The sequence below is a fragment of the Paenibacillus sp. FSL E2-8871 genome, assembly GCF_038000345.1.
In the GTDB taxonomy this organism is placed as follows: domain Bacteria; phylum Bacillota; class Bacilli; order Paenibacillales; family Paenibacillaceae; genus Paenibacillus_AQ.
The window spans coordinates 2,084,636-2,103,116 of record NZ_JBBOBV010000001.1 but is presented as its reverse complement, the minus strand read 5'-3'; the positions used below and the strand labels follow the sequence as shown (position 1 = coordinate 2,103,116).

General features: G+C 41.3%; 16 protein-coding genes and 1 pseudogene. 14 read left to right on the top strand and 3 right to left on the bottom strand.

Annotation, left to right across the window (positions count from 1 at the left end):
* The 4 genes from NYE25_RS09760 (at position 1) to NYE25_RS09745 (ending at position 4,575) form a co-directional block, all read left to right on the top strand.
* The gene (locus NYE25_RS09760) at positions 1-708 is read left to right on the top strand and encodes a PIG-L deacetylase family protein (RefSeq protein ID WP_076106428.1); all 708 of its coding nucleotides are present in this window, start codon (positions 1-3) and stop codon (positions 706-708) included.
* Positions 709-806: 98 nt separating this feature from the next.
* On the top strand, positions 807-1,949 hold the full coding sequence (locus tag NYE25_RS09755) for an exo-beta-N-acetylmuramidase NamZ family protein (RefSeq protein ID WP_341060211.1): 1,143 nt from the start codon (positions 807-809) through the stop codon (positions 1,947-1,949).
* Positions 1,950-1,966: 17 nt separating this feature from the next.
* Complete coding sequence (locus NYE25_RS09750; RefSeq protein WP_076285350.1) at positions 1,967-3,529, top strand: glycoside hydrolase family 3 protein; 1,563 nt, start codon at positions 1,967-1,969, stop codon at positions 3,527-3,529.
* A gap of 128 nt (positions 3,530-3,657) precedes the next feature.
* Positions 3,658-4,575 (top strand): N-acetylglucosamine kinase, encoded by a 918-nt coding sequence (locus NYE25_RS09745; protein ID WP_076285351.1) that lies wholly within the window; start codon positions 3,658-3,660, stop codon positions 4,573-4,575.
* Positions 4,576-4,671: 96 nt separating this feature from the next.
* On the opposite strand, the gene NYE25_RS09740 is transcribed toward NYE25_RS09745, so the two are convergent.
* The gene (locus tag NYE25_RS09740) at positions 4,672-5,880 is read right to left on the bottom strand and encodes a GNAT family N-acetyltransferase (protein WP_341060212.1); all 1,209 of its coding nucleotides are present in this window, start codon (positions 5,878-5,880) and stop codon (positions 4,672-4,674) included.
* Between the two features lie 352 nt (positions 5,881-6,232).
* Between NYE25_RS09740 and NYE25_RS31275 the strand changes: the two are divergent.
* Positions 6,233-7,069 (top strand): annotated as a pseudogene (locus tag NYE25_RS31275) (MurR/RpiR family transcriptional regulator).
* 114 nt (positions 7,070-7,183) lie between these two features.
* Complete coding sequence (locus NYE25_RS09720; protein WP_256721701.1) at positions 7,184-7,678, top strand: GyrI-like domain-containing protein; 495 nt, start codon at positions 7,184-7,186, stop codon at positions 7,676-7,678.
* Between the two features lie 72 nt (positions 7,679-7,750).
* Here NYE25_RS09720 and NYE25_RS09715 read toward each other — a convergent pair whose 3' ends face one another.
* On the bottom strand, positions 7,751-7,972 hold the full coding sequence (locus NYE25_RS09715) for a helix-turn-helix domain-containing protein (protein ID WP_076285355.1): 222 nt from the start codon (positions 7,970-7,972) through the stop codon (positions 7,751-7,753).
* 109 nt (positions 7,973-8,081) lie between these two features.
* Between NYE25_RS09715 and NYE25_RS09710 the strand changes: the two genes are divergently transcribed.
* The 3 genes from NYE25_RS09710 to NYE25_RS09700 all read left to right on the top strand — a co-directional run bounded on the left by NYE25_RS09710 (position 8,082) and on the right by NYE25_RS09700 (position 11,382).
* Positions 8,082-8,378, top strand: coding sequence for a DUF6809 family protein (locus NYE25_RS09710; RefSeq protein ID WP_256721703.1), 297 nt, complete (start codon positions 8,082-8,084; stop codon positions 8,376-8,378).
* A 715-nt stretch (positions 8,379-9,093) separates the two neighbouring features.
* The gene (locus NYE25_RS09705; protein ID WP_341145791.1) at positions 9,094-10,182 is read left to right on the top strand and encodes a DUF1648 domain-containing protein; all 1,089 of its coding nucleotides are present in this window, start codon (positions 9,094-9,096) and stop codon (positions 10,180-10,182) included.
* Positions 10,183-10,392: 210 nt separating this feature from the next.
* Positions 10,393-11,382, top strand: a complete 990-nt coding sequence (locus NYE25_RS09700; protein WP_341145790.1) for an aldo/keto reductase family protein — start codon at positions 10,393-10,395, stop codon at positions 11,380-11,382.
* Positions 11,383-11,390: 8 nt separating this feature from the next.
* On the opposite strand, the gene NYE25_RS09695 is transcribed toward NYE25_RS09700, so the two are convergent.
* Entirely contained in the window at positions 11,391-12,290 is a 900-nt protein-coding gene (locus NYE25_RS09695) for a LysR family transcriptional regulator (RefSeq protein ID WP_341145789.1), read from the bottom strand.
* A gap of 247 nt (positions 12,291-12,537) precedes the next feature.
* Between NYE25_RS09695 and NYE25_RS09690 the strand changes: the two genes are divergently transcribed.
* The 5 genes from NYE25_RS09690 to NYE25_RS09670 all read left to right on the top strand — a co-directional run bounded on the left by NYE25_RS09690 (position 12,538) and on the right by NYE25_RS09670 (position 18,370).
* Positions 12,538-13,380 (top strand): sugar phosphate isomerase/epimerase family protein, encoded by an 843-nt coding sequence (locus NYE25_RS09690; protein WP_341145788.1) that lies wholly within the window; start codon positions 12,538-12,540, stop codon positions 13,378-13,380.
* A 410-nt stretch (positions 13,381-13,790) separates the two neighbouring features.
* The gene (locus NYE25_RS09685; protein WP_340971100.1) at positions 13,791-15,290 is read left to right on the top strand and encodes a sensor histidine kinase; all 1,500 of its coding nucleotides are present in this window, start codon (positions 13,791-13,793) and stop codon (positions 15,288-15,290) included.
* Positions 15,268-15,960: a response regulator transcription factor gene (locus NYE25_RS09680; protein WP_076299284.1), complete on the top strand. Its 693-nt coding sequence runs from the start codon at positions 15,268-15,270 to the stop codon at positions 15,958-15,960. The genes NYE25_RS09685 and NYE25_RS09680 overlap by 23 nt, the downstream gene beginning before the upstream one ends.
* Before the next feature lie 149 nt (positions 15,961-16,109).
* Positions 16,110-17,621 carry an S-layer homology domain-containing protein gene (locus NYE25_RS09675; RefSeq protein WP_341145787.1) on the top strand — a complete coding sequence of 504 codons (1,512 nt, stop codon included), beginning with the start codon at positions 16,110-16,112 and terminating at the stop codon, positions 17,619-17,621.
* Between the two features lie 140 nt (positions 17,622-17,761).
* Positions 17,762-18,370: an ankyrin repeat domain-containing protein gene (locus tag NYE25_RS09670; protein WP_341147710.1), complete on the top strand. Its 609-nt coding sequence runs from the start codon at positions 17,762-17,764 to the stop codon at positions 18,368-18,370.
* The last annotated feature ends 111 nt before the right edge of the window (positions 18,371-18,481 follow it).

Here is an 18,481-nt window from a genome sequence, read left to right as displayed (position 1 = left end):
ATGAGCGAAAAATTCACAGTATTAGCAATTGGAGCGCATGTTGGTGATGTGGAGCTAGCTTCTGGTGGTGTGCTCGCTAGTCATAGTTTAAAGGGAGATCGCATTGTGACACTAGCGTTAACTGCGGGTGAACGAGGGGTCCCGGCAGGACAGGATATGAAGGAATATCGTCAGCAAAAAGTGAAAGAGGCACAGGTTTTTGCGGATATGCTAGGCGGTGAAGCCATTGTATTCGATGATTATTGTGACGGAGAGTTGCCTGACAATCAAGAAATTCGTATGGAGGTTTGTGATGTAATTCGTCGCGTGAAGCCTAATATTATTATTACACACTGGAAAAACAGTATGCATAAGGACCATGCGCTAACGCATCATATCGTAAATGATGCCCGTTTCTTCGCAAGTCTATCATCCTTTGAACGAGCGCTCCCCGCGCACTTTGCAGCAAGATTATATTACTCCGAAAACTGGGAGGATGCGGTTGATTATGTCCCTTACGTATATGTGGATTTCGATCAAGCGGCATTTGATCTATGGATAGATGCTTTAAGCAAGCATTGGTTTGTGACGAATAGCAAATCTTTCAAATACATGGATTACTATAAAGCACTAGCAGTTGTTCGCGGCTGTGAAGCAAGAAAGACATATGCAGAAGCATTTATGGTGCCTGCTGAAACGGTGAAGGTTAGGCAGTCTAGTCTTTGGTAACTATTCAACTAGCTAAGAGGGAGTGTTTCTATGTATAGCAGGAAACATTCCCTTGTTCTATCCATTTATGCGAAAAAGCAGCTAGGAGGCAGCTTCATATGGTGTTAAATGGGATTGATTCTATAACGAATTATCGTTATTTGTTCGAAGGTAAGCGCGTAGGATTGATTACAGCGCCGACAGGTCTTACGAAGGATTTTGCATCAACGATTACTATATTACATGAAAATTTTAATCTTGCTGCGATGTTTTCACCTGAGCATGGCGTTCGCGGAGATTTGGATGCAGGGGCAGTAGTAGACACTTACATGGATCCTTTTACGAATGTTCCAGTCTATAGCTTGTACCGTAAAGACTCCAAGCGTTTAACAAAAGAAATGCTGAATGAAGTAGACATCATTGTATACGATATTCAAGATGTTGGTGTACGCTATTACACATTTATTTATACGATGCTGTATGCACTTGAAGATTGTGCAAATGCAGGCGTAGAATTTGTTGTTCTTGATCGTGTTAATCCGCTTAACGGGGTAACGGTAGAAGGGAATGTCTTGAAGCCCGGCTTCAAATCATTTGTTGGAAATTACGAGCTAGCCGTGCGATACGGCTTAACAGCAGGTGAGGTAGCAACGATGGCAAATGATCAAATGAATTGGAATGCATCGCTGCATGTCGTTCGTTTGGAAGGCTGGGAACGGAGCATGTCCTTCCCGGATACAGGATTAACTTGGGTCCATCCTTCACTTGGAATGCCACGATATGAAACAGCTTTATTATATACAGGAACATGTTTATTTGAAGGCACGAACTGCTCGGAAGGACGAGGCACAACGTTCCCATTTGAAATGATTGGTGCTCCGTTCATTCAAGCGCAGCAATTGGCAGATGAGATGAATGCAAAAGGTATCCCGGGTGTGCTTTTCCGTCCAGTTCATTTCAAGCCAACGTCATCTAAACATTCTGGCGAGCTATGCGGCGGGGTACAAATTTACATTACAGATATCCAAGTGCTGAGGCCTTTAGAAGTTGGGGTAACCTTATTATTTACGATAAGAGATTTGTACGAGCAATTTTCATTCCTGCCTCCTGTAAAGGAGGGCTCTCGTCCATTTATCGATTTGCTGGGGGGAGACAACATGTATCGTACGGAAAATATGCAAGCCAAGCAACTGCTTGAACAGTTTGCAGCGGAAAGCAAGCAATTTGCAGAAATAAAACAGCAGTATCATTTATATCGCTAGAGGAAGGTGAATAATTGATGAGAACAATAGAATATATGAGCTTGCGCGAAAAGATTGGACAAATGTTCGTAACAGGCTTCCCTTCAACCGAGATCACTCCTGAGCTGAAGGAAGTTATTGAGCATTATAAAGTCGGCAATATTATTTTATTCTCACATAATATCGACAATAAATATCAATTAGGCGAGCTTGTTACTGAGCTGCAGCAATGGTACACGACACATACTGGTATCCCGGGTTTTATTACGATCGACCAAGAAGGCGGTCGAGTCACTCGTATGCCTAAAGACGCGACCAATGTTGCTGGAGCCATGGCAATTGCTTCTTCAGGACGACCTGAAAATGCGTATGCAGCAGGCAGAATGACTGCCAGAGAATTGAAAGCATTAGGTATTAATTTTAATCTAGCTCCAGTTATGGACGTTAACAATAATGCATTGAATCCAGTCATAAATGTTCGTTCATATGGTGATTCTGTTGCAACAGTATCCCAGTATGGAATTCAAATGATGAAGGGATTACTCGATGGAGGCGTCATGTCCTCACTTAAGCATTTTCCAGGTCATGGTGATACAAATATCGATTCACATATTGGCTTGCCTACAATTGAAAAAACACTTGAGGAATTAGAGCAGCTTGAGCTGCTGCCGTTTAAGGCCGCAATTGAGCAAGGCGCTCAAGCGATTATGAGTGCACATATTTTATTTCCGAAAATTGAAAAATCCGGTGTGCCCGGAACTATGTCTCATACCATTATTACAGAGATATTAAAAGGAAAATTAGGATATAAAGGGTTAGTTGTATCGGATTGTTTAGAAATGGACGCGATCAAACGATACTATGGTACGGCAAAAGGAGCGTTAGGAGCTGTTAAAGCAGGTATTGATTTGGTATTCATTAGTCATACTCCTGAGACAGTGAAGGAAGCGATTCATTTGATCGAAGAAGCTGTAGCCATCGGTGATTTGGATGAAGCGCTAATTGATGCAGCTGTTACAAAAATTTTAGCTTATAAAGCACAATATGCGACGATTGAGGAGCTAGATTATGAACTAGTTGGCTGCGATGTACATCGCCGAGCAAATGAGCTAATGCGTACGGAAACGATCTGCCTCATTAAAGGTGAGCTCCAGCCCATTCATACCGGTGACGAGCAAGTGTTATTTATGGGTTCCTATTCATACCGCACCGATCTTGCGTCCAGCAGCTTGAATCAAGCTCTTAGCTTTCCGCAATATATGGGGGAGCATTTTAATACAGCTTATGAGATTATCGACATTGACCCGAGCGAGGAGCAAATCAACGCTGCGCTGCCAAAGGTACAAGGCTACAAGCATATTGTTATCGGCTTGTTCAATGCGCGTGAAAACAAAGGTCAGCTTGCGCTTGTTCAGAAGCTGCTGGCTGCAGGCTGCAAAGTAACGGCCATTACATTAGGTCGCCCGTATGATTTACCGTTAATCGAAGGCGAGTTCTGCGGAATTGCGGCATTTGAGTATACACTTGATGCATTCAAATCACTCCTTCCAATCCTAAATGGTGAGGTTGTACCAACTGCCAAGATTACGATACAGATGTAGACAAGCATAAACGCCTTCGGCGTCCTTTCAAGGACGGCAAACGTTTATGCGAGAAATATAAGGATAATATATCGCGTGAAACATATAAATTCTTATCTTTGAAAAAGGTACAACAAGGGGACATAGGTATGGCATTTATCGTTGGAATTGATGGGGGCGGCACGAAAACAGCTGTCACAATTACCCATGACCAGGAAGACGCTTTATTCACCTTTACTGTAGGGCCTATTAATTATAACGGTGGTGATGCTGATGCTATTGCCGCCTCCTTTGAGGAAATTTTTAGTCAAACGAAGCTCTACTGCGGTAATTTACAAGAAGTTGCTCATATATGTATAGGTGCGGCAGGAATAAGTAATCCGCTGGTCATCAATTTTTTGGAGCAGCATGTGAGAAATAACGGTTATATCGGGTCATTAACGATTACAGGCGATCAAGAAACCGCATTATACGGAGCACAAAATGCGATGCAAGGCATCATTCTCATTGCCGGTACAGGATCGATTTGCTTTGGGGTCAATGAAAAAGGAGAGCAGCATCGCACAGGAGGCTTTGGTCATCTGATTGATGACGAGGGAAGCGGTTATAGCATTGGGCGCGATCTATTATCCGTATTAGTTCAAGTGGAGGACGGAAGAATAACCGATACGGTCATCCCAGCGATGGTATATGAGCAGCTTGGCTTAAGCACTGTGAAAGAGATTATTGGCTTTGTTTATGATAAAAATACGACGAAAAAAGATATTGCGCAGCTCGCACCGATTATGACGACCGCATGTGAGAAGGGCGATGCACATGCAATAGCGTTAGCGGAGAAATGTGCAACCAATCTATATGAGCTTGTTGTGCCTGTTATTGAACGGCTTAAGCTATATGAAAGTCCGATTGCGATTGCAGGAAGTGTGCTGCAAAAGTCTCGCTTTGTGAAAGAAGCCTTGGAGCGAAAGCTCGCACAGAGCTACCCGCAAACAAAGCTGATTTTGCCAATTAAGGATGCAGCCTACGGTGCTGTCCTGTTAGGAAGATCAAAAATGAACAACGACTAGTTTTTGTCGCTATGGAAAAATAAGGGTGTGTCATAAGTCCGAGCAGTTGGACTTGCGACACATCCTTATTTTAAAATAGTAGGAATCAAAAATGGCTTAAAATTTATCGGTCAAATAAAACACGGCTTGTTGTTTCGGAAATAGAGCTTGAAGGATGTTAGCGTGCTCAGTACTGTCCTTTGCTGCGCCTTCTTCATTATAGCCAAACATGATATAAGTCATTAGCTCGCGTTCATCTACTTCTATTGAAGTAACGGGAATGGTATGATTACTAGCATCGGAAACAGAAAGCTGCTTTTGCTTATAATCCAAGTAGATACAGTCCTCATTGCTGCGAAGTGCAATATGCAGCTCCTGGTCTGCAATTATGTTGCTACGGTTTAGGCGATCTTCTAATTCAGGCTGAAGCTTATGGAAAGTTGAACTGAGATTGATCATTTTCCACATCGCCATATTGATTTGAATTGAATTTGCTTGATGCTGTTGGTAATAGGAATATAGCTTATGGTCCTCTGGGAGCATCGCTAATATTTGCTTTGCATTTTGGCGCAGCTGACATAAGGCATGAAACAAAGCTTCAACGCCGTTTTCGGCTTCGTTCAAATACAATAATTCATTAATAAATACTTGTTCAGTATCTTTCTTTTCAATGATGCCATAAGCGACGATTTTCCCATTTCTGCGAAGGAGCAAGCAGTCAACTTTCTTCCATTCCGGCCAGGTCAATAAATCATTCCAATACGTTTTACTTCGGATCACGGTGTAGGTACGATTCTTATTGAATTGTTCATAGATGAAACGGATATCATCGAGATAACAGGCTTCAAAAGGAATGATTTCATCACTGCTTTGCTGCTGCTCCAAACTTGCTGGTTTTTCAATTGCGAAAGCAGTCTCGGGAATAAGTCTCCAGCCAGCTTTTTCATAAAACGCATGCTTGCTAGCCAAAAGCAAGCTTATATCATAATCGGTTTCTTTCATATAGTTGGTCTGCGCATGAAGAATTTTGTGTGCAAGCCCCAGCCCGCGGTAATTTAGATCTGTACCGACACTCCCCATTGCACCTGTTTTCAAGATCGCTTGACCGACTCTAATATGAAACGGGAAAATTTGTACATTGGATGCAATCTTACCGTCAACCATCGCAAACCATGTTGTATCTGGATCATATGTGGTGTCTAGGTCTAATCTTTCTTGGAAAAAAGCTCGGCCAACGGAAAAGCATTCATCTAAAATATCGTAAATCTTTTCAAGCTGCTCTCTAGTTGGATGGTTCATTACGATGATGTTTGGTGTCGTCGTCATCTTTCATTTTCCTCCTGCGACGTAATGTTGGGATAAATTTAATAAATAAAAAAAATGGTTTTTTGGAATTTAATTTCTTATTTATAGTTTAATATTGAAATAAAAATTCGTCAATAATGGAACGTGTGGAATCGTAGAAGTGATACAAAGTTTAGATTACTCAATATAGTCTAAATGAGGATTAGGAAAATAGCGACTTCGGCTGAGCAATTACAAGCACAAAGCGCACAAATGAAGGCGAAGCTTAAAAAGAAGAATGATAAACCGTTCAAGAACTTTTTGCGAAAAATCGGAAATATTTTCATACCAATGATTCCTGCATTTGTTGGAGCGGGTTTAATTGCGGGGAAGTATGATTTCGCAAATTGAGCTAGACTTAAATGAATTGCCAGAATCAGAGAAAAAAGTAGTGGAGTACATTCTTGCAAATGCTAAAGAAGTGCTGCATATGACCATACATGAGTTAGCGACAAAAGCGGAGGCAAGTAGTGCGGCGGTTGTTCGTTTTTGTCGGTCGCTTGGAATAGAGGGCTTTCCAGCGCTGAAAATCCGTTTATCAGCGGAAGTAGAAAATACGCAGTATGTTGGCTACTTTGATGTTGAATCGAATGAAACGGTGCATTCTATCATTGATAAAATGTTGTCAAATACAATACTGACCTTTCAGAATACGGCCAGTTAACTCGACGCGCAGTCTATTGAGCAGGCAGTGAGCCTGTTACAACAGGCAGAAGTGATTTATGTTTATGGGATAGGTGCCTCATTTATTATTGCAGAAGATGCAGCACAAAAATGGCTTCGGCTAGGCAAAAATGTATATGCGATTTCAGATCGTCATTTATTGGCGGCAGCCATGGCTACGAAATCAGAAAATGCCGTCTTCTGGGGGATTTCGTATAGCGGTGAAACGAGAGAGGTTATTCAATTATTAAAACGAGCTAAGGAACAGGGGATAAAAACAATCAGCCTCACTCGTCCTGGTAATAACAAGCTCTCTCAGCTTGCCGATGTTTCTTTATTTACATCACGTGCGCCGGAAGCGCAGCTTCGTAGTGCGGCAACAAGCTCAAGATTTGCGCAATTATTTGTGCTCGATATTGTCTTTAGCGCATATGCATCTGCTCAGCATGATTTTACTGTGGAGCAGCTAGCGAAGACAAGAAAAATGATTGAAATTTTGAATGATTAAATTACGATAAGAAGCTTCTACCAGAGTATGGTGGAAGCTTTTTTATTGTAGAGTGCTTTAAGTAGATCGAACTATTCTTCCACTTAATAGTATAATCAAATTGTATTCCTTATTTTGAATGGAGGAGATTTTCTGGAAGCTAAAGTAGTAACATTATCCCCTTTTCATGTTGTAGGTTACAAAATTGAAGCAGATATTAATGAGTTTGAGTCTGGTCTTGGTAAGAACATTTATGATTCGCTATTTGAAAGAAAAGACGAAATTCAAGACAAGAAAAATGAGAATGTAATCTTAATACAGATTTATCCTATGGAGCCCGATTTTAATCCTCAGGTTGACAGGTTTACACATATTCTTTGTTATGAAGTAAGTAAACAAGGTGATGTTCCGTTAGATATGATAGGTCATGCTGTCGGTGAGAGTAAGTATGTTACTTACACACATCAGGGACTTGAATCGGAACTTAGTCGTTCATATGACTATTTATATGGACAATGGATTAGAGAAACTGGAAATGAACCTAAGGATTATGATTTTGAAATTTGGGATGAAAGATATAAACCAGAAAGTCTAGAGAATGAGATTGATTTGTTTGTAGCATTGAAGTAATTATTTATGCTTTAGCCTAGACGTGAACAAGCTCCTGTGAATATCACAGAAGCTTGTTTGTGTTGCGGATTATTATTTTTTGCTGGGATTGCGCTTAGGGTTATCTGTCTGACCTAAAATATAGTCGATGCTTACTTTATGGAAATTAGCTAGCGTAATTAAAACGGCGCTCGGAACATCCAAATTTCCATTCTCGTAGCGGGAGTAGGTGGCTTGTGTAATATGTAAAAGCTCAGCCATTTGTTGCTGTGTCAGATCTTTATCTTCGCGTAAGTCGCGGATTCTTGTGTACAATGCTCATCACCCAAGCCAAGTTTACTTTATGCGAAAATTGCATATTGTTATTTATGCGATTTTCGCATAAAATTTATACGTGTTAGGAGTGTTAGTTGCGAAAGGAGGCATGATGGTGATCATTTTGGAGGATTTTTATTATGGAAGATTGAGTCCGAATGAGTTAATTAAGCCAAGTGATCCGGAATTGCAGAAGATTAATCAGAAAATCATTAATTTTTTGGAGATGCTCAAAGAGAGGTTATCCGAGGAAGATTTTGATCAAGTCGAAAAGTTATTCGATTTACAGAGTGACTCAAGCTCTTTGCATTCAGCATTATCTTTTATCCAAGGTTATAAAATAGGAGCATTAATGATGATTGATGTATTTAGTGGTGATAAAGATTCTATTTATGATGGCATATAATAAGTCAGTAAAGGAACCGGGGTGTAAATACGCTTCGGTTCTTTTTGGGTTTATTTCATGGCAAATAAGAATAGGATTTCAAGCAGAAATATCCGTAGAAGTAATCAGGTTAGATAGTGATAGGGCAAGAATTAACTCAATGTATCCTTTGACTTCATGTCCATTTTTGCCAGAATAGAATACAAAACGATTATGCGAAGAATGAAGCAGGACAAAGAGGCTGGAGTGAAGAAAGGCATTTTGACAAACGGAAAGCAACTGTTTCCATACTATTATGATAAGAACACAAGGTCGGTACTGGTGGATGAAATGAAGCGTCCGATTTATCGAGCGATTGTAGAGAAATATCTTAATGGAACAAACCTGAGCAAGTATTATATTAAGCATGGACGGACTTATTTATACTCTGACGCAGTAATCCGCACCATTGCAGATACGAGGCGAGTCCTTTACCTACATAGAATTTCAAACAGATGTACTTGCCATAATTCAGTTGTCAGATGAGTAGCTCTGTGTAGCAAAAAAACTGGATAAATTGTTAATTTCATCCCTATAGTCACTAAAATCGATTATAATAAAATTTATGTTCAAGTCGATTACCTATCCTAAGTTAATAGGATCATCATACGCAAAAAGGCGTAGTGATGAATCGCCTATGCTATAAGGGTTATAGAGTTTTCAAATACACACTTATGTATAAGAGGAGGCGAATGATATGACGATAATGCCTGTTATAGTAATGATCTTTGTATTTGTACCTGCCATTGTACTCATGGTAAGCATGCCTTATTTAACAAGAGAGACGATTAGTTTTGGGGTCACCGTCAGCCCTGTACAATTCCATAGTGAGCCTCTGCGCCAGATGCGGAAGTCATATGCTAGGGTTAGTGCTACCTTGCATACCAACCTATTCATTGTTTGTATCATCTGTCTAATATACGGTGGTGAACATTCCAAGCAACAAAGTTGGATCATTGTCACTTATTCACTCGCCATGGTCGGAATCTCCCTAGTCATAAACATTAGCTATCATTTCAAAATGAAAAGTTTACTACCTATGCTGCCTATTGCTCTGGAACCATCGATCATGGCAGTGGACACTGGATTTCGGAAAAGAAACATTGGCTTGTCTAATAATTGGTTCCTCATTCATGTTTTAATTACTGTTGTTAGTATTGTAACTGTGCTATACAACTACGATCTGATTCCTGATCAGATTCCGATCCATTACAACAGCAGTTGGAACGTAGACCGCTATGCAGCTAAATCTTTTAGTTCTGTGTTTATGCCTACGATAATGCAAGTGTTCATAACACTTTTGTTCATATTTGAGAATTGGAGTATTCGCAGAGTAAAGCAGCAGGTTCAACCCAATGATCCTAACCGTTCCATCAGACAAGACGCAACTTACCGCCGTACTTGGTCATATTTTATGCTTACAGCAAGCTTCTTAATGGTTATCCTGTTTTCTGTCGTGCAACTAAACATGATATCTCTGCTTAACATGAATTTCGCTATCCCTATTATCCTAATCATAATAGCCCTTATTATCCTATACGCCTTGGCCTTAACGTTCTGGGCTGGTCAGGGCGAAAGCCGCTTGGAGCGATCTGCCGATAGCTCCAATGTCAGACCTGTCCATGATGATGATAAATGGCGATTTGGTATGATTTATTTCAATCCCAAAGATCCAAACCTAATCGTCAAGAAAAGGCTCGGAGTCGGCTGGGGATTAAATTTCGGTCACCCATTAAGCTGGCTGTTTTGGCTCGGAATTATTGTACTGTTAGTTGTGGTGCGGTAACAAGGCTTGGAGGTTAATACTCACCGGAGTATAGGCGAAGTTAGAGTTTCAAAACAAAATATTTACCGAAAAAAACGCCTAAAGGGCGTTTTTTATTATCTTTAAGTATCTCAGTAATATCTTTTTTGAATTAAATCGCATATCAAAGAGTATTTCTCGTATTAATATCTCTTTGTTACAATCAGATTGTTATCTAAAGGAGGGTATAAATTGAACTATCGCAAATTAGGAACGAGTGGTTTACATCTAAGTGAGATTGCTTATGGTAATTGGATTACACATGGTGCTCAAGTGGACAATGATACTGCCCATGCTTGTGTTCTCGCTGCATTGGATGTAGGGATCACAACATTTGATACTGCAGATGTATATTCCGATACGAAAGCTGAGATGGTGCTGGGCCAAGCATTAAAAGGAGTGCACAGAGCTGATATCGAATTGTGTACCAAGGTGTGCCATCCCACAGGGACGGGACGTAACGCAAGAGGTCTGTCTCGCAAGCATATTATGGAGGCGTGCCATGCTTCACTGAACAGATTACAGACCGATTATATTGATATCTATTATGCGCATCGCTTTGACGCAACAGTATCCCTTGAAGAGACCTTCTTGGCTTTTTCGGATCTGGTGCGTCAAGGTAAGGTTCTCTATGTCGGGATAAGTGAGTGGACGGCGGATCAGATAGCAGAAGGTGCTGTTTTGGCGAGGGAATTGAAGGTGCCATTGGTGGCTAGTCAACCTCAATATTCGATGTTATGGCGCGTGATGGAGACGGAGGTAGTTCAAGCTTGTGAGCGGGAAGGGATTGGACAGGTGGTCTGGTCACCGCTTGCTCAAGGGATTCTTTCAGGTAAATATATGCCAGGGCAACCATTGCCAGAGGGTTCTCGTGCTTCAACAGCTGCGGGCTCACCATTTATGAACAAATTGGCGGGTCAGTGGCTTCGGACTGAGGTGCTTGAGGCGGTCTCGAATCTCTCTTCCATCGCCAGTGAAGTTGGGTTGACGCTTCCGCAGTTGGCTATAGCATGGGTGTTGCAAAATCCACAAGTCTCATCTGCAATTATTGGGGCATCCAAGCCTGAGCAAGTAATAGAAAATGCCAAAGCTGCGGGAGTTCGTCTGGATAGGGAAGTTATGATGCAAATCGATAGGGTGCTAGAAGGACTCGTTGAACGTGATCCTAGAAAAACGGGCTGAATATTATATTATTCACCATGAATAGCTTCTGAACTCATTTGTCCTATGATCTCTAGTAACGCGGATAAGGAGGCACGATCGCAATCGGTTCTCCAAGCGGCATAAAGGGGAATCGATGGTGTGCTTTCTTCAAAGGGGCGAAATACGACACCTTCGCGCTGAAAAATAGCAACTGAAGAGGGCACAATGGAAACTCCAAGATTAGCAGCTACCAAGTTTACAATGGTGTACATCTGAATGGCTTCCTGTACAACATTCGGATACATGTCGTGTTGGGCGCAGAAGCTCATAATGAGGTCATGAAAAGGAGCTCCTAAATGACGTGGGAACGATATAAATGGCTCTAAAGCTAAAGAGCGAATGGATAACACCGGTAAATGAGCTAGGTGATGCTGCTCTGGCAAAACGGCAATAAGCGATTCATTGACTAAGGGACGATGGTCGATATGCTTGCCCGACTCTGTATAACGTACAAATCCAATGTGAATCGTTCCTTCATGTAAAGCCTGCCACTGCTGAGCAGACGTCATCTCATGTAATGTGAGTTGTACTTGTGGATAACGTTCCCGAAACATTTTTAACATATCAACCAATACTCCACCAGCTGCAGAATCTATAAATCCAATATTCAAATGTCCGATAATTCCTTGATCGACTAATTGTGTTGTTTTAATAGAGCGTTCCAGTTGAGATAAAATGGATTTAGCCTCCTCTAGAAATACCGCCCCCGCTGGCGTTAGACGAACTTGTCTTTTGTTCCGTTCTAATAGTTTCACACCAATCTCATTCTCCAGAGCTTGAATTTGCTGGCTTAAGGGAGGCTGCGTCATATTCAGCTTCTCTGCTGCACGGTTAAAATGCAGTTCCTCTGCTACTGCGATAAAGTATTGCAATTTTTTTATGTCCATACTGTTCAATCTCCCTTGAAATGCTTCTCCAAGCAAGTATAAGGATCTTTGAACGAAAATGAAAGGAAGGGCTTGTCGTCCCCCCTACATAAACTTACCTCCTCCATCTTAATTTTTGACAAAAAACATTATTGCAATTAGATCGTAGAATTTGTTAAAGGGGACTAGAGATGGTTTTATTCGAGTGCACGATGCGCTAGACTAGATATGACGAACTGTTAGATTGGTCATAAGGGGGAGAACGACGATGATAAGAGGATTAACAACAGCAGGTTTGGGTGAACTCAGTTCTAATGAAGAATATATCAGACTTGCGAGCCAATTCGGCTTTCAGTCGATAGACGCAAATCCATTGGAGTTAGTGCAGCAGTATGGTAAGGATGGGGCTGTTCAATTGCTGGAAAGCCATGGCATCATGTTAGGATCATTTGGTTTAGCGGTAGATTGGCGCACAACAGAGGAAAGCTTCAGGGAAGGGTTGAAATCGCTTACCCAAATGGCTGAGGCCGCTGCTGCATTAAATTGTATGACATGTTGTACATATATTTTACCTTCAACAGATCTTCCGGTCGCACCGTTCATGATTGCAGCCACGAGACGTTTAAGACTATGCGCGGAAATATTAGGCGCTTATGGAATTACATTAGCATTAGAGTTCGTAGGCCCTCATCACTTACGTACACAATGGGCAAATCCACTGATCTGGACGATGCAAGATACGTTGAGCTGGATGGAGACGATTCAAGTAAGGAACATCGGATTGTTATTGGATTCTTACCATTGGCATACGAATGGATTAACGAGTGAGGATCTGCTGAAATTACAACCGTATCAAATTGCATATGTCCATATTAATGATGCTAAACCTCTACCGACAGAGGAATTGTTAGATTTCGATCGATTGTATCCAGGAGAAGGTTCTATTGATCTCACAGGATTCTTGGGAAGCCTGAAAAAGATCGGGTATGCCGGTGTGATCGCCCAAGAAGTTCTGGCGCCAGCTTCCGCGCAAAGTTCATCTGAATTATTTTCTCGTTCTAAAGCAGGCTTCGATAAAGTATTCTCATCACTGGAAAACGTACCAATATAGAATGAACTTGAAAATATTCAAAAAAGGGAAAAGTGGTGGAAGGGAATTTTGGAACTGTAGGAGCGGTAGCGTCCGCCCGAAAGCTTTCCGTAGGAAAGCTCGCTTCGAAAGCATAGGCAGTCTGCGGATTTCAACCGTTAAGAACGGTATAAATCAAGAAATCTGCAGACAACAGCGGCCGGAAGTCCAAACATTCTCTGGAGTCGCGACCAACCCGAAATAGGAAAATCATCAGATCAATCTATATAGCATTTGATGATCTCGCGTAAATTAAGTTCTATAAAAACTTCTGCCGAAGTGTTGGTAGAAGTTTTTTTCTGTTAGCAAACGCTCTCCCCATGTGATAGTATTTCACTAAAATACGGAGATGACTATTTAGCGGATCCAATGTTAGTGAGAGGGGAACAGTCGTGTCGATTCGGATAAAATTACTGTTATCTTATACGGGAATGCTAGTCGTTAGTTTACTTATCATCGTAATGACGGCAGCTTTATTTACAATTGCATCAACTGGAGATGTTCATAGTCTTCGGGATTTTTATAAAGTGCACTATCAATTAAATCCGTTGTCGGAGCAAGAAGAGTCGATTTTTTTAGAATTAAAGTATTTAGCCAAGCATGACCCGGATGAATTGCAGAACAAGGATTTGTTACTGGAATATGATTTTAAGCTAAAGACAGAGAAAGCGGGACTATTTGTAAGGCGAGTAAATGACCCTGTGTTTGAATCGCGCACCTTCAATCAACCTGAATTAAAGGATGCTTTACCTCCTTACGATCTCAATAACTATCAGATTCGTAACACGTTTAATATTAAAGAAAGATTTTATGGCTATGCCAAATTTGACTTTAAATATTCGGATGGGGCGAAAGGCAGTGTTTTCGTCATCAAAGAGCATAGTCCTTTTGCGGAACTCACACGGAGGCTGCTACCGATCTTTTCATTGATATTAATTGGCGTTCTTGTGGTTGCGAATGTACTATTATATCGCTGGATTACACGAAGTGTTATTAAGCCACTGAACAAGTTAAGGGATTCCGCAGAACGAATTCAAGAGGGTGACCTTCAATTTGAACTTAACCTGCAATCCAAAGATGAGATTGGGGAGTTAAATAAAGCGTTTGAGACGATGAGACAGAGGTTACAAGAGTCAGTGAGCCTTCGTCTGCAATATGAGGAGAATCGGAAAGAATTAATCTCAAATATTTCACATGATTTACGTACTCCGATTACGAATATTAAAGGGTTTATTGAAGGCATACGAGATGGTGTCGCCAATACACCTGAGAAGATGGACATGTACGTCGACATTATTTATAACAAAACCATTGGAATGGATAAATTGGTTGATGAATTGTTCCTATATTCCAAGCTGGATTTGAATCAGGTCCCATTTTCGTTCGAAGCTGTGGATATTATTGCATTCCTTGAGGATTGTATCGAAGAGATGCGCTACCATAACGAAAATAAAGGAGTTTCATTTCAGCTAGACGACCATAACTCCGAGCGTATTGAGGTTGTTGCAGATTTAGATAAATTAAAACGGGTATTACTGAATGTAATTGGAAATGCGCTGAAGTATATGGACAAGCCGGACCCTTTAATCCGTTTTTCTCTGCAAGTGGATAGTGAATGGGTGACTGTTGAAGTGAAGGATAATGGAATGGGTATTGATGCTGAAGCACTTCCACATATCTTTGAACGGTTTTATCGTGCAGAGCCTTCTCGGAATCTATCGACAGGCGGTAGCGGACTTGGTCTTGCGATAGCTCGTCAGATTATTGAAGGGCATGGTGGGTCGATATGGATGGAAAGTGAACCAGGTGTGGGATCAAGCTTGTTCTTTACTTTAAAGCGAACGACCGATGAAGGAGGATTTCATTCGCATGACACGGATTCTGATTATTGAAGATGAGGCAACGATAGCGCAATTGGAAAAAGATTATTTTGAACTGAACGGTTTTGCCGTTGATATATGTCATACAGGTTCTGAAGGGCTTGGGCAGGCTCTTGAAGGGGATTATAATCTTATTATCGTAGATTTGCAGTTACCTGGCATCGATGGCTTTGAATTATGCCGCCGTATTAGGGAGGCTAAGGAAGTGCCGATCTTTATCGTATCTGCGAAGAAAGAGGAGATCGATAAGCTTCGGGCGTTTAATCTCGGAGCGGATGATTATATTACGAAGCCCTTTAGTCCAAGTGAATTAGTGGCAAGAGCGAAAGCGCACCTAACGAGATATGAACGCATGCTCAGCAAGCTAGAGCCAATGGAGAAGCATGAGATCCAAATCCGTGGAGTTCATATCGATAAAAATGCCCGCAGAGTGTATGTACGTAATCATGAGGTTTTGTTTACCGCGCGGGAGTTCGATGTACTGGTCTTTTTAGCGAGTCATCCGAATCGGGTATTCAGCAAAGATGATTTATTCGAACGGATCTGGGGGATGGACTCCAGCGGAGATATCGCAACGGTTACGGTTCATATTCGCAAAATACGGGAGAAGCTGGAAGCGGACCCCTCGAATCCACAATATATTGAAACGGTGTGGGGTGCAGGATACCGGTTTACGGTGTAATGGCGTTTTTCTTTAAGATTTTCGATAATTTTAAACTCTAGTTAATACTTTATTAATAAATCGTTTCTGGGGAGTTTATTTCTTTCCTTTATCATTCAGTTATAGACATGAGCAACAAATAACTTAATGATTTTAGAGGGGGAAATACAGTGAGAATCGTTTCTAAAAAAGCAGCAGCATTAATGATCGCAGCAACACTAGGCGCAACTTCTTTACCCTTTGCCGTGTTAAATGTACAAGCAGCACCTACATCAGGCAACATAGGAATATCCGCAGCTGCATCTAAGTTTTCAGATAAAGAAATTCAAGAAGCCGTTGAAGTACTTGCGGGACTAGGTGTGTTACAGGGTTATTCAGATCATTCGATGGGTGTGCACCATCCAATCAATCGTGCAGAATTAGCGAAAATGGTAGTATTGACTTTTAAATTACAAAGCGCTGAAGAGAACACTGCCCCATTCACCGATGTGAATTCGAACGTATGGTATTACAAATATGCGTCAGTACTTGTTGGTTTAGGGATAATGGAAACGGAAGATGGTAAATTTAGCCCTAATAAAACGGTAACGGATGAAGAAATCGTGCAAGTTGTATCGAAGGCGTTGAAGCGTGATGTCTTATCGGTTAACTACTGGGCTAATAAATTGAAATCCACTTCTGGACCTGTAACACGTGGCGAAACAGCGGCCTTACTGAATACAGCACGTAAAGCAATGCCATCCGATAAAGCTCAAATTACAAGTGTGAAATCGATCAATGAAATTACATTAATCGTAACCTTGGATGCTCCTTTGACAGCTGAGAATGAGGTGTTTGCTAAAGCAAAAGAAGATTTTGTATTCAATGACGGTCTAACCTTAACGAATATGCCGCGGCTGAAATCGGGTTCTGTTGCAACGTACATTGTTCCTACATCGGTGCAAAAAGCTGGAACAATCTATAATTTAACGTACAAAGGTAAGAATGCAGGATCATTTGAAGGAAACGCAGCCAAGGTGGATATGACAGCAACCACTCAGGTAACCAACGACACCTTTGAGATTGAAGCTCTGAAAACAAATGGCGTCATTGACTATGGATATGTCATCTCTGCATACAGTGGTGGACGTGGTGCTAACGCATTTGTTTTGGATGAGAACAACAGAGCAAATGGCATCACGTATCAAATCATTCCTTCCATGCAAGGTAGACAAGTAACGATTACCCCAGAAGGTGGAGAATCCATCGTTGCCAAGTATGTTCCATTTACACAATCAACAGATGGTAAGATTGAGCCGAAATTCCGGCTTCCTGAAGGACAAGTCTTGAAACCGGGTGTGAAATATACCGTAACATCTGACTGGGCCAATATAGCAAATCCTTCATTCGAAGCAAAAGAAATATCTCCACTGCAAATCTCTGGCGCTGAAGCTGTCAGCGATACATCCATCAATGTATCCTTGGCTCAAGACCCTGGCGATGAATTGTTTTCGGGTCGTAGTGTACAACTAACCGCTCCAAACGGAGACAAATGGGTTGCAACCTATAAATTCTCCAGTCGTAAAGGTGCTGTTGGTGTATTCGATATTACGAATAGCGGTAAATTGGCTGCTGGGACAGTGTATACTGTAACACCACTAGGCGCATGGGCAACTTCTCAAGCCACATTCACTTCGAAATAAGGGGAGTCTACATGAAGGTGTTGAATGTCATGCGCTTTCTCGTCTTAACACTCTTACTCTTTATATCAGGATGTCAGACCGATGATTTCAAGGTGTTAAACAACCAAGGGCAGCAATCAACTCAGGAGGTGAATAATGAAATGGATAAGCTGAACCAAGCGCTTTTAGCAGCGACTCGTCAAGGAGATAAGGAGCTTATAACAATACTATTAACAGACGGTGTAGATATTGATGTTACAGATAATGAGGGTAGAACGCCCGCTTTAATCGCTGTACACACGAATCAACTGGATATATTCAAATTATTGCTTGAAAAAGGTGCCAATATCAATATCCGCGACAATCGCTCGGATAATCCACTTCTTTATGCAGGCGCTGAAGGAATGCTTGATTTTGTGAAGGTATCTATTGCTGCAGGTGCTGATACCTCAATTGTGAATAGGTTTGGGGGGACCGCACTCATCCCTGCTGCAGACCGTGGTCATGTGGATATTGTGGAAGAACTTCTTACAAGTTCTGACGTCAATATTGATCATGTCAATAATCTGGGTTGGACTGCATTACTAGAAGCTATCATACTAGGCGATGGGGGCAAAGAACATCAGGCTATAGTGCAATTGTTAATACATCATGGTGCTGATATTCATATAGCAGATTCTAACGGAGTTAGTCCCTTACAGCATGCGCAAAATAGGGGTTATCAAGAAATGGTAGAAATGCTAATGAACAAGAGTAGTGATTCGATATAATTTAAAAAAAGGGAACTCCGCTCAAAACGGAGTTTCTTTTTTTTGTCCTTTGAAACTAGGATTACCCACCTCTATAAACCTCACAATATAGTATAATCAGACTATATTATT

Coding starts and splice junctions, on each gene's coding strand:
- NYE25_RS09680 (WP_076299284.1), top strand. CDS start 15,268: ATGACACGGATTCTGATTATTGAAGATGAGGCAACGATAGCGCAATTG.
- NYE25_RS09755 (WP_341060211.1), top strand. CDS start 807: ATGGTGTTAAATGGGATTGATTCTATAACGAATTATCGTTATTTGTTC.
- NYE25_RS09740 (WP_341060212.1), bottom strand. CDS start 5,880: ATGACGACGACACCAAACATCATCGTAATGAACCATCCAACTAGAGAG.
- NYE25_RS09750 (WP_076285350.1), top strand. CDS start 1,967: ATGAGAACAATAGAATATATGAGCTTGCGCGAAAAGATTGGACAAATG.
- NYE25_RS09710 (WP_256721703.1), top strand. CDS start 8,082: ATGATGGTGATCATTTTGGAGGATTTTTATTATGGAAGATTGAGTCCG.
- NYE25_RS09705 (WP_341145791.1), top strand. CDS start 9,094: ATGACGATAATGCCTGTTATAGTAATGATCTTTGTATTTGTACCTGCC.
- NYE25_RS09690 (WP_341145788.1), top strand. CDS start 12,538: ATGATAAGAGGATTAACAACAGCAGGTTTGGGTGAACTCAGTTCTAAT.
- NYE25_RS09760 (WP_076106428.1), top strand. CDS start 1: ATGAGCGAAAAATTCACAGTATTAGCAATTGGAGCGCATGTTGGTGAT.
- NYE25_RS09670 (WP_341147710.1), top strand. CDS start 17,762: ATGGATAAGCTGAACCAAGCGCTTTTAGCAGCGACTCGTCAAGGAGAT.
- NYE25_RS09695 (WP_341145789.1), bottom strand. CDS start 12,290: ATGGACATAAAAAAATTGCAATACTTTATCGCAGTAGCAGAGGAACTG.
- NYE25_RS09745 (WP_076285351.1), top strand. CDS start 3,658: ATGGCATTTATCGTTGGAATTGATGGGGGCGGCACGAAAACAGCTGTC.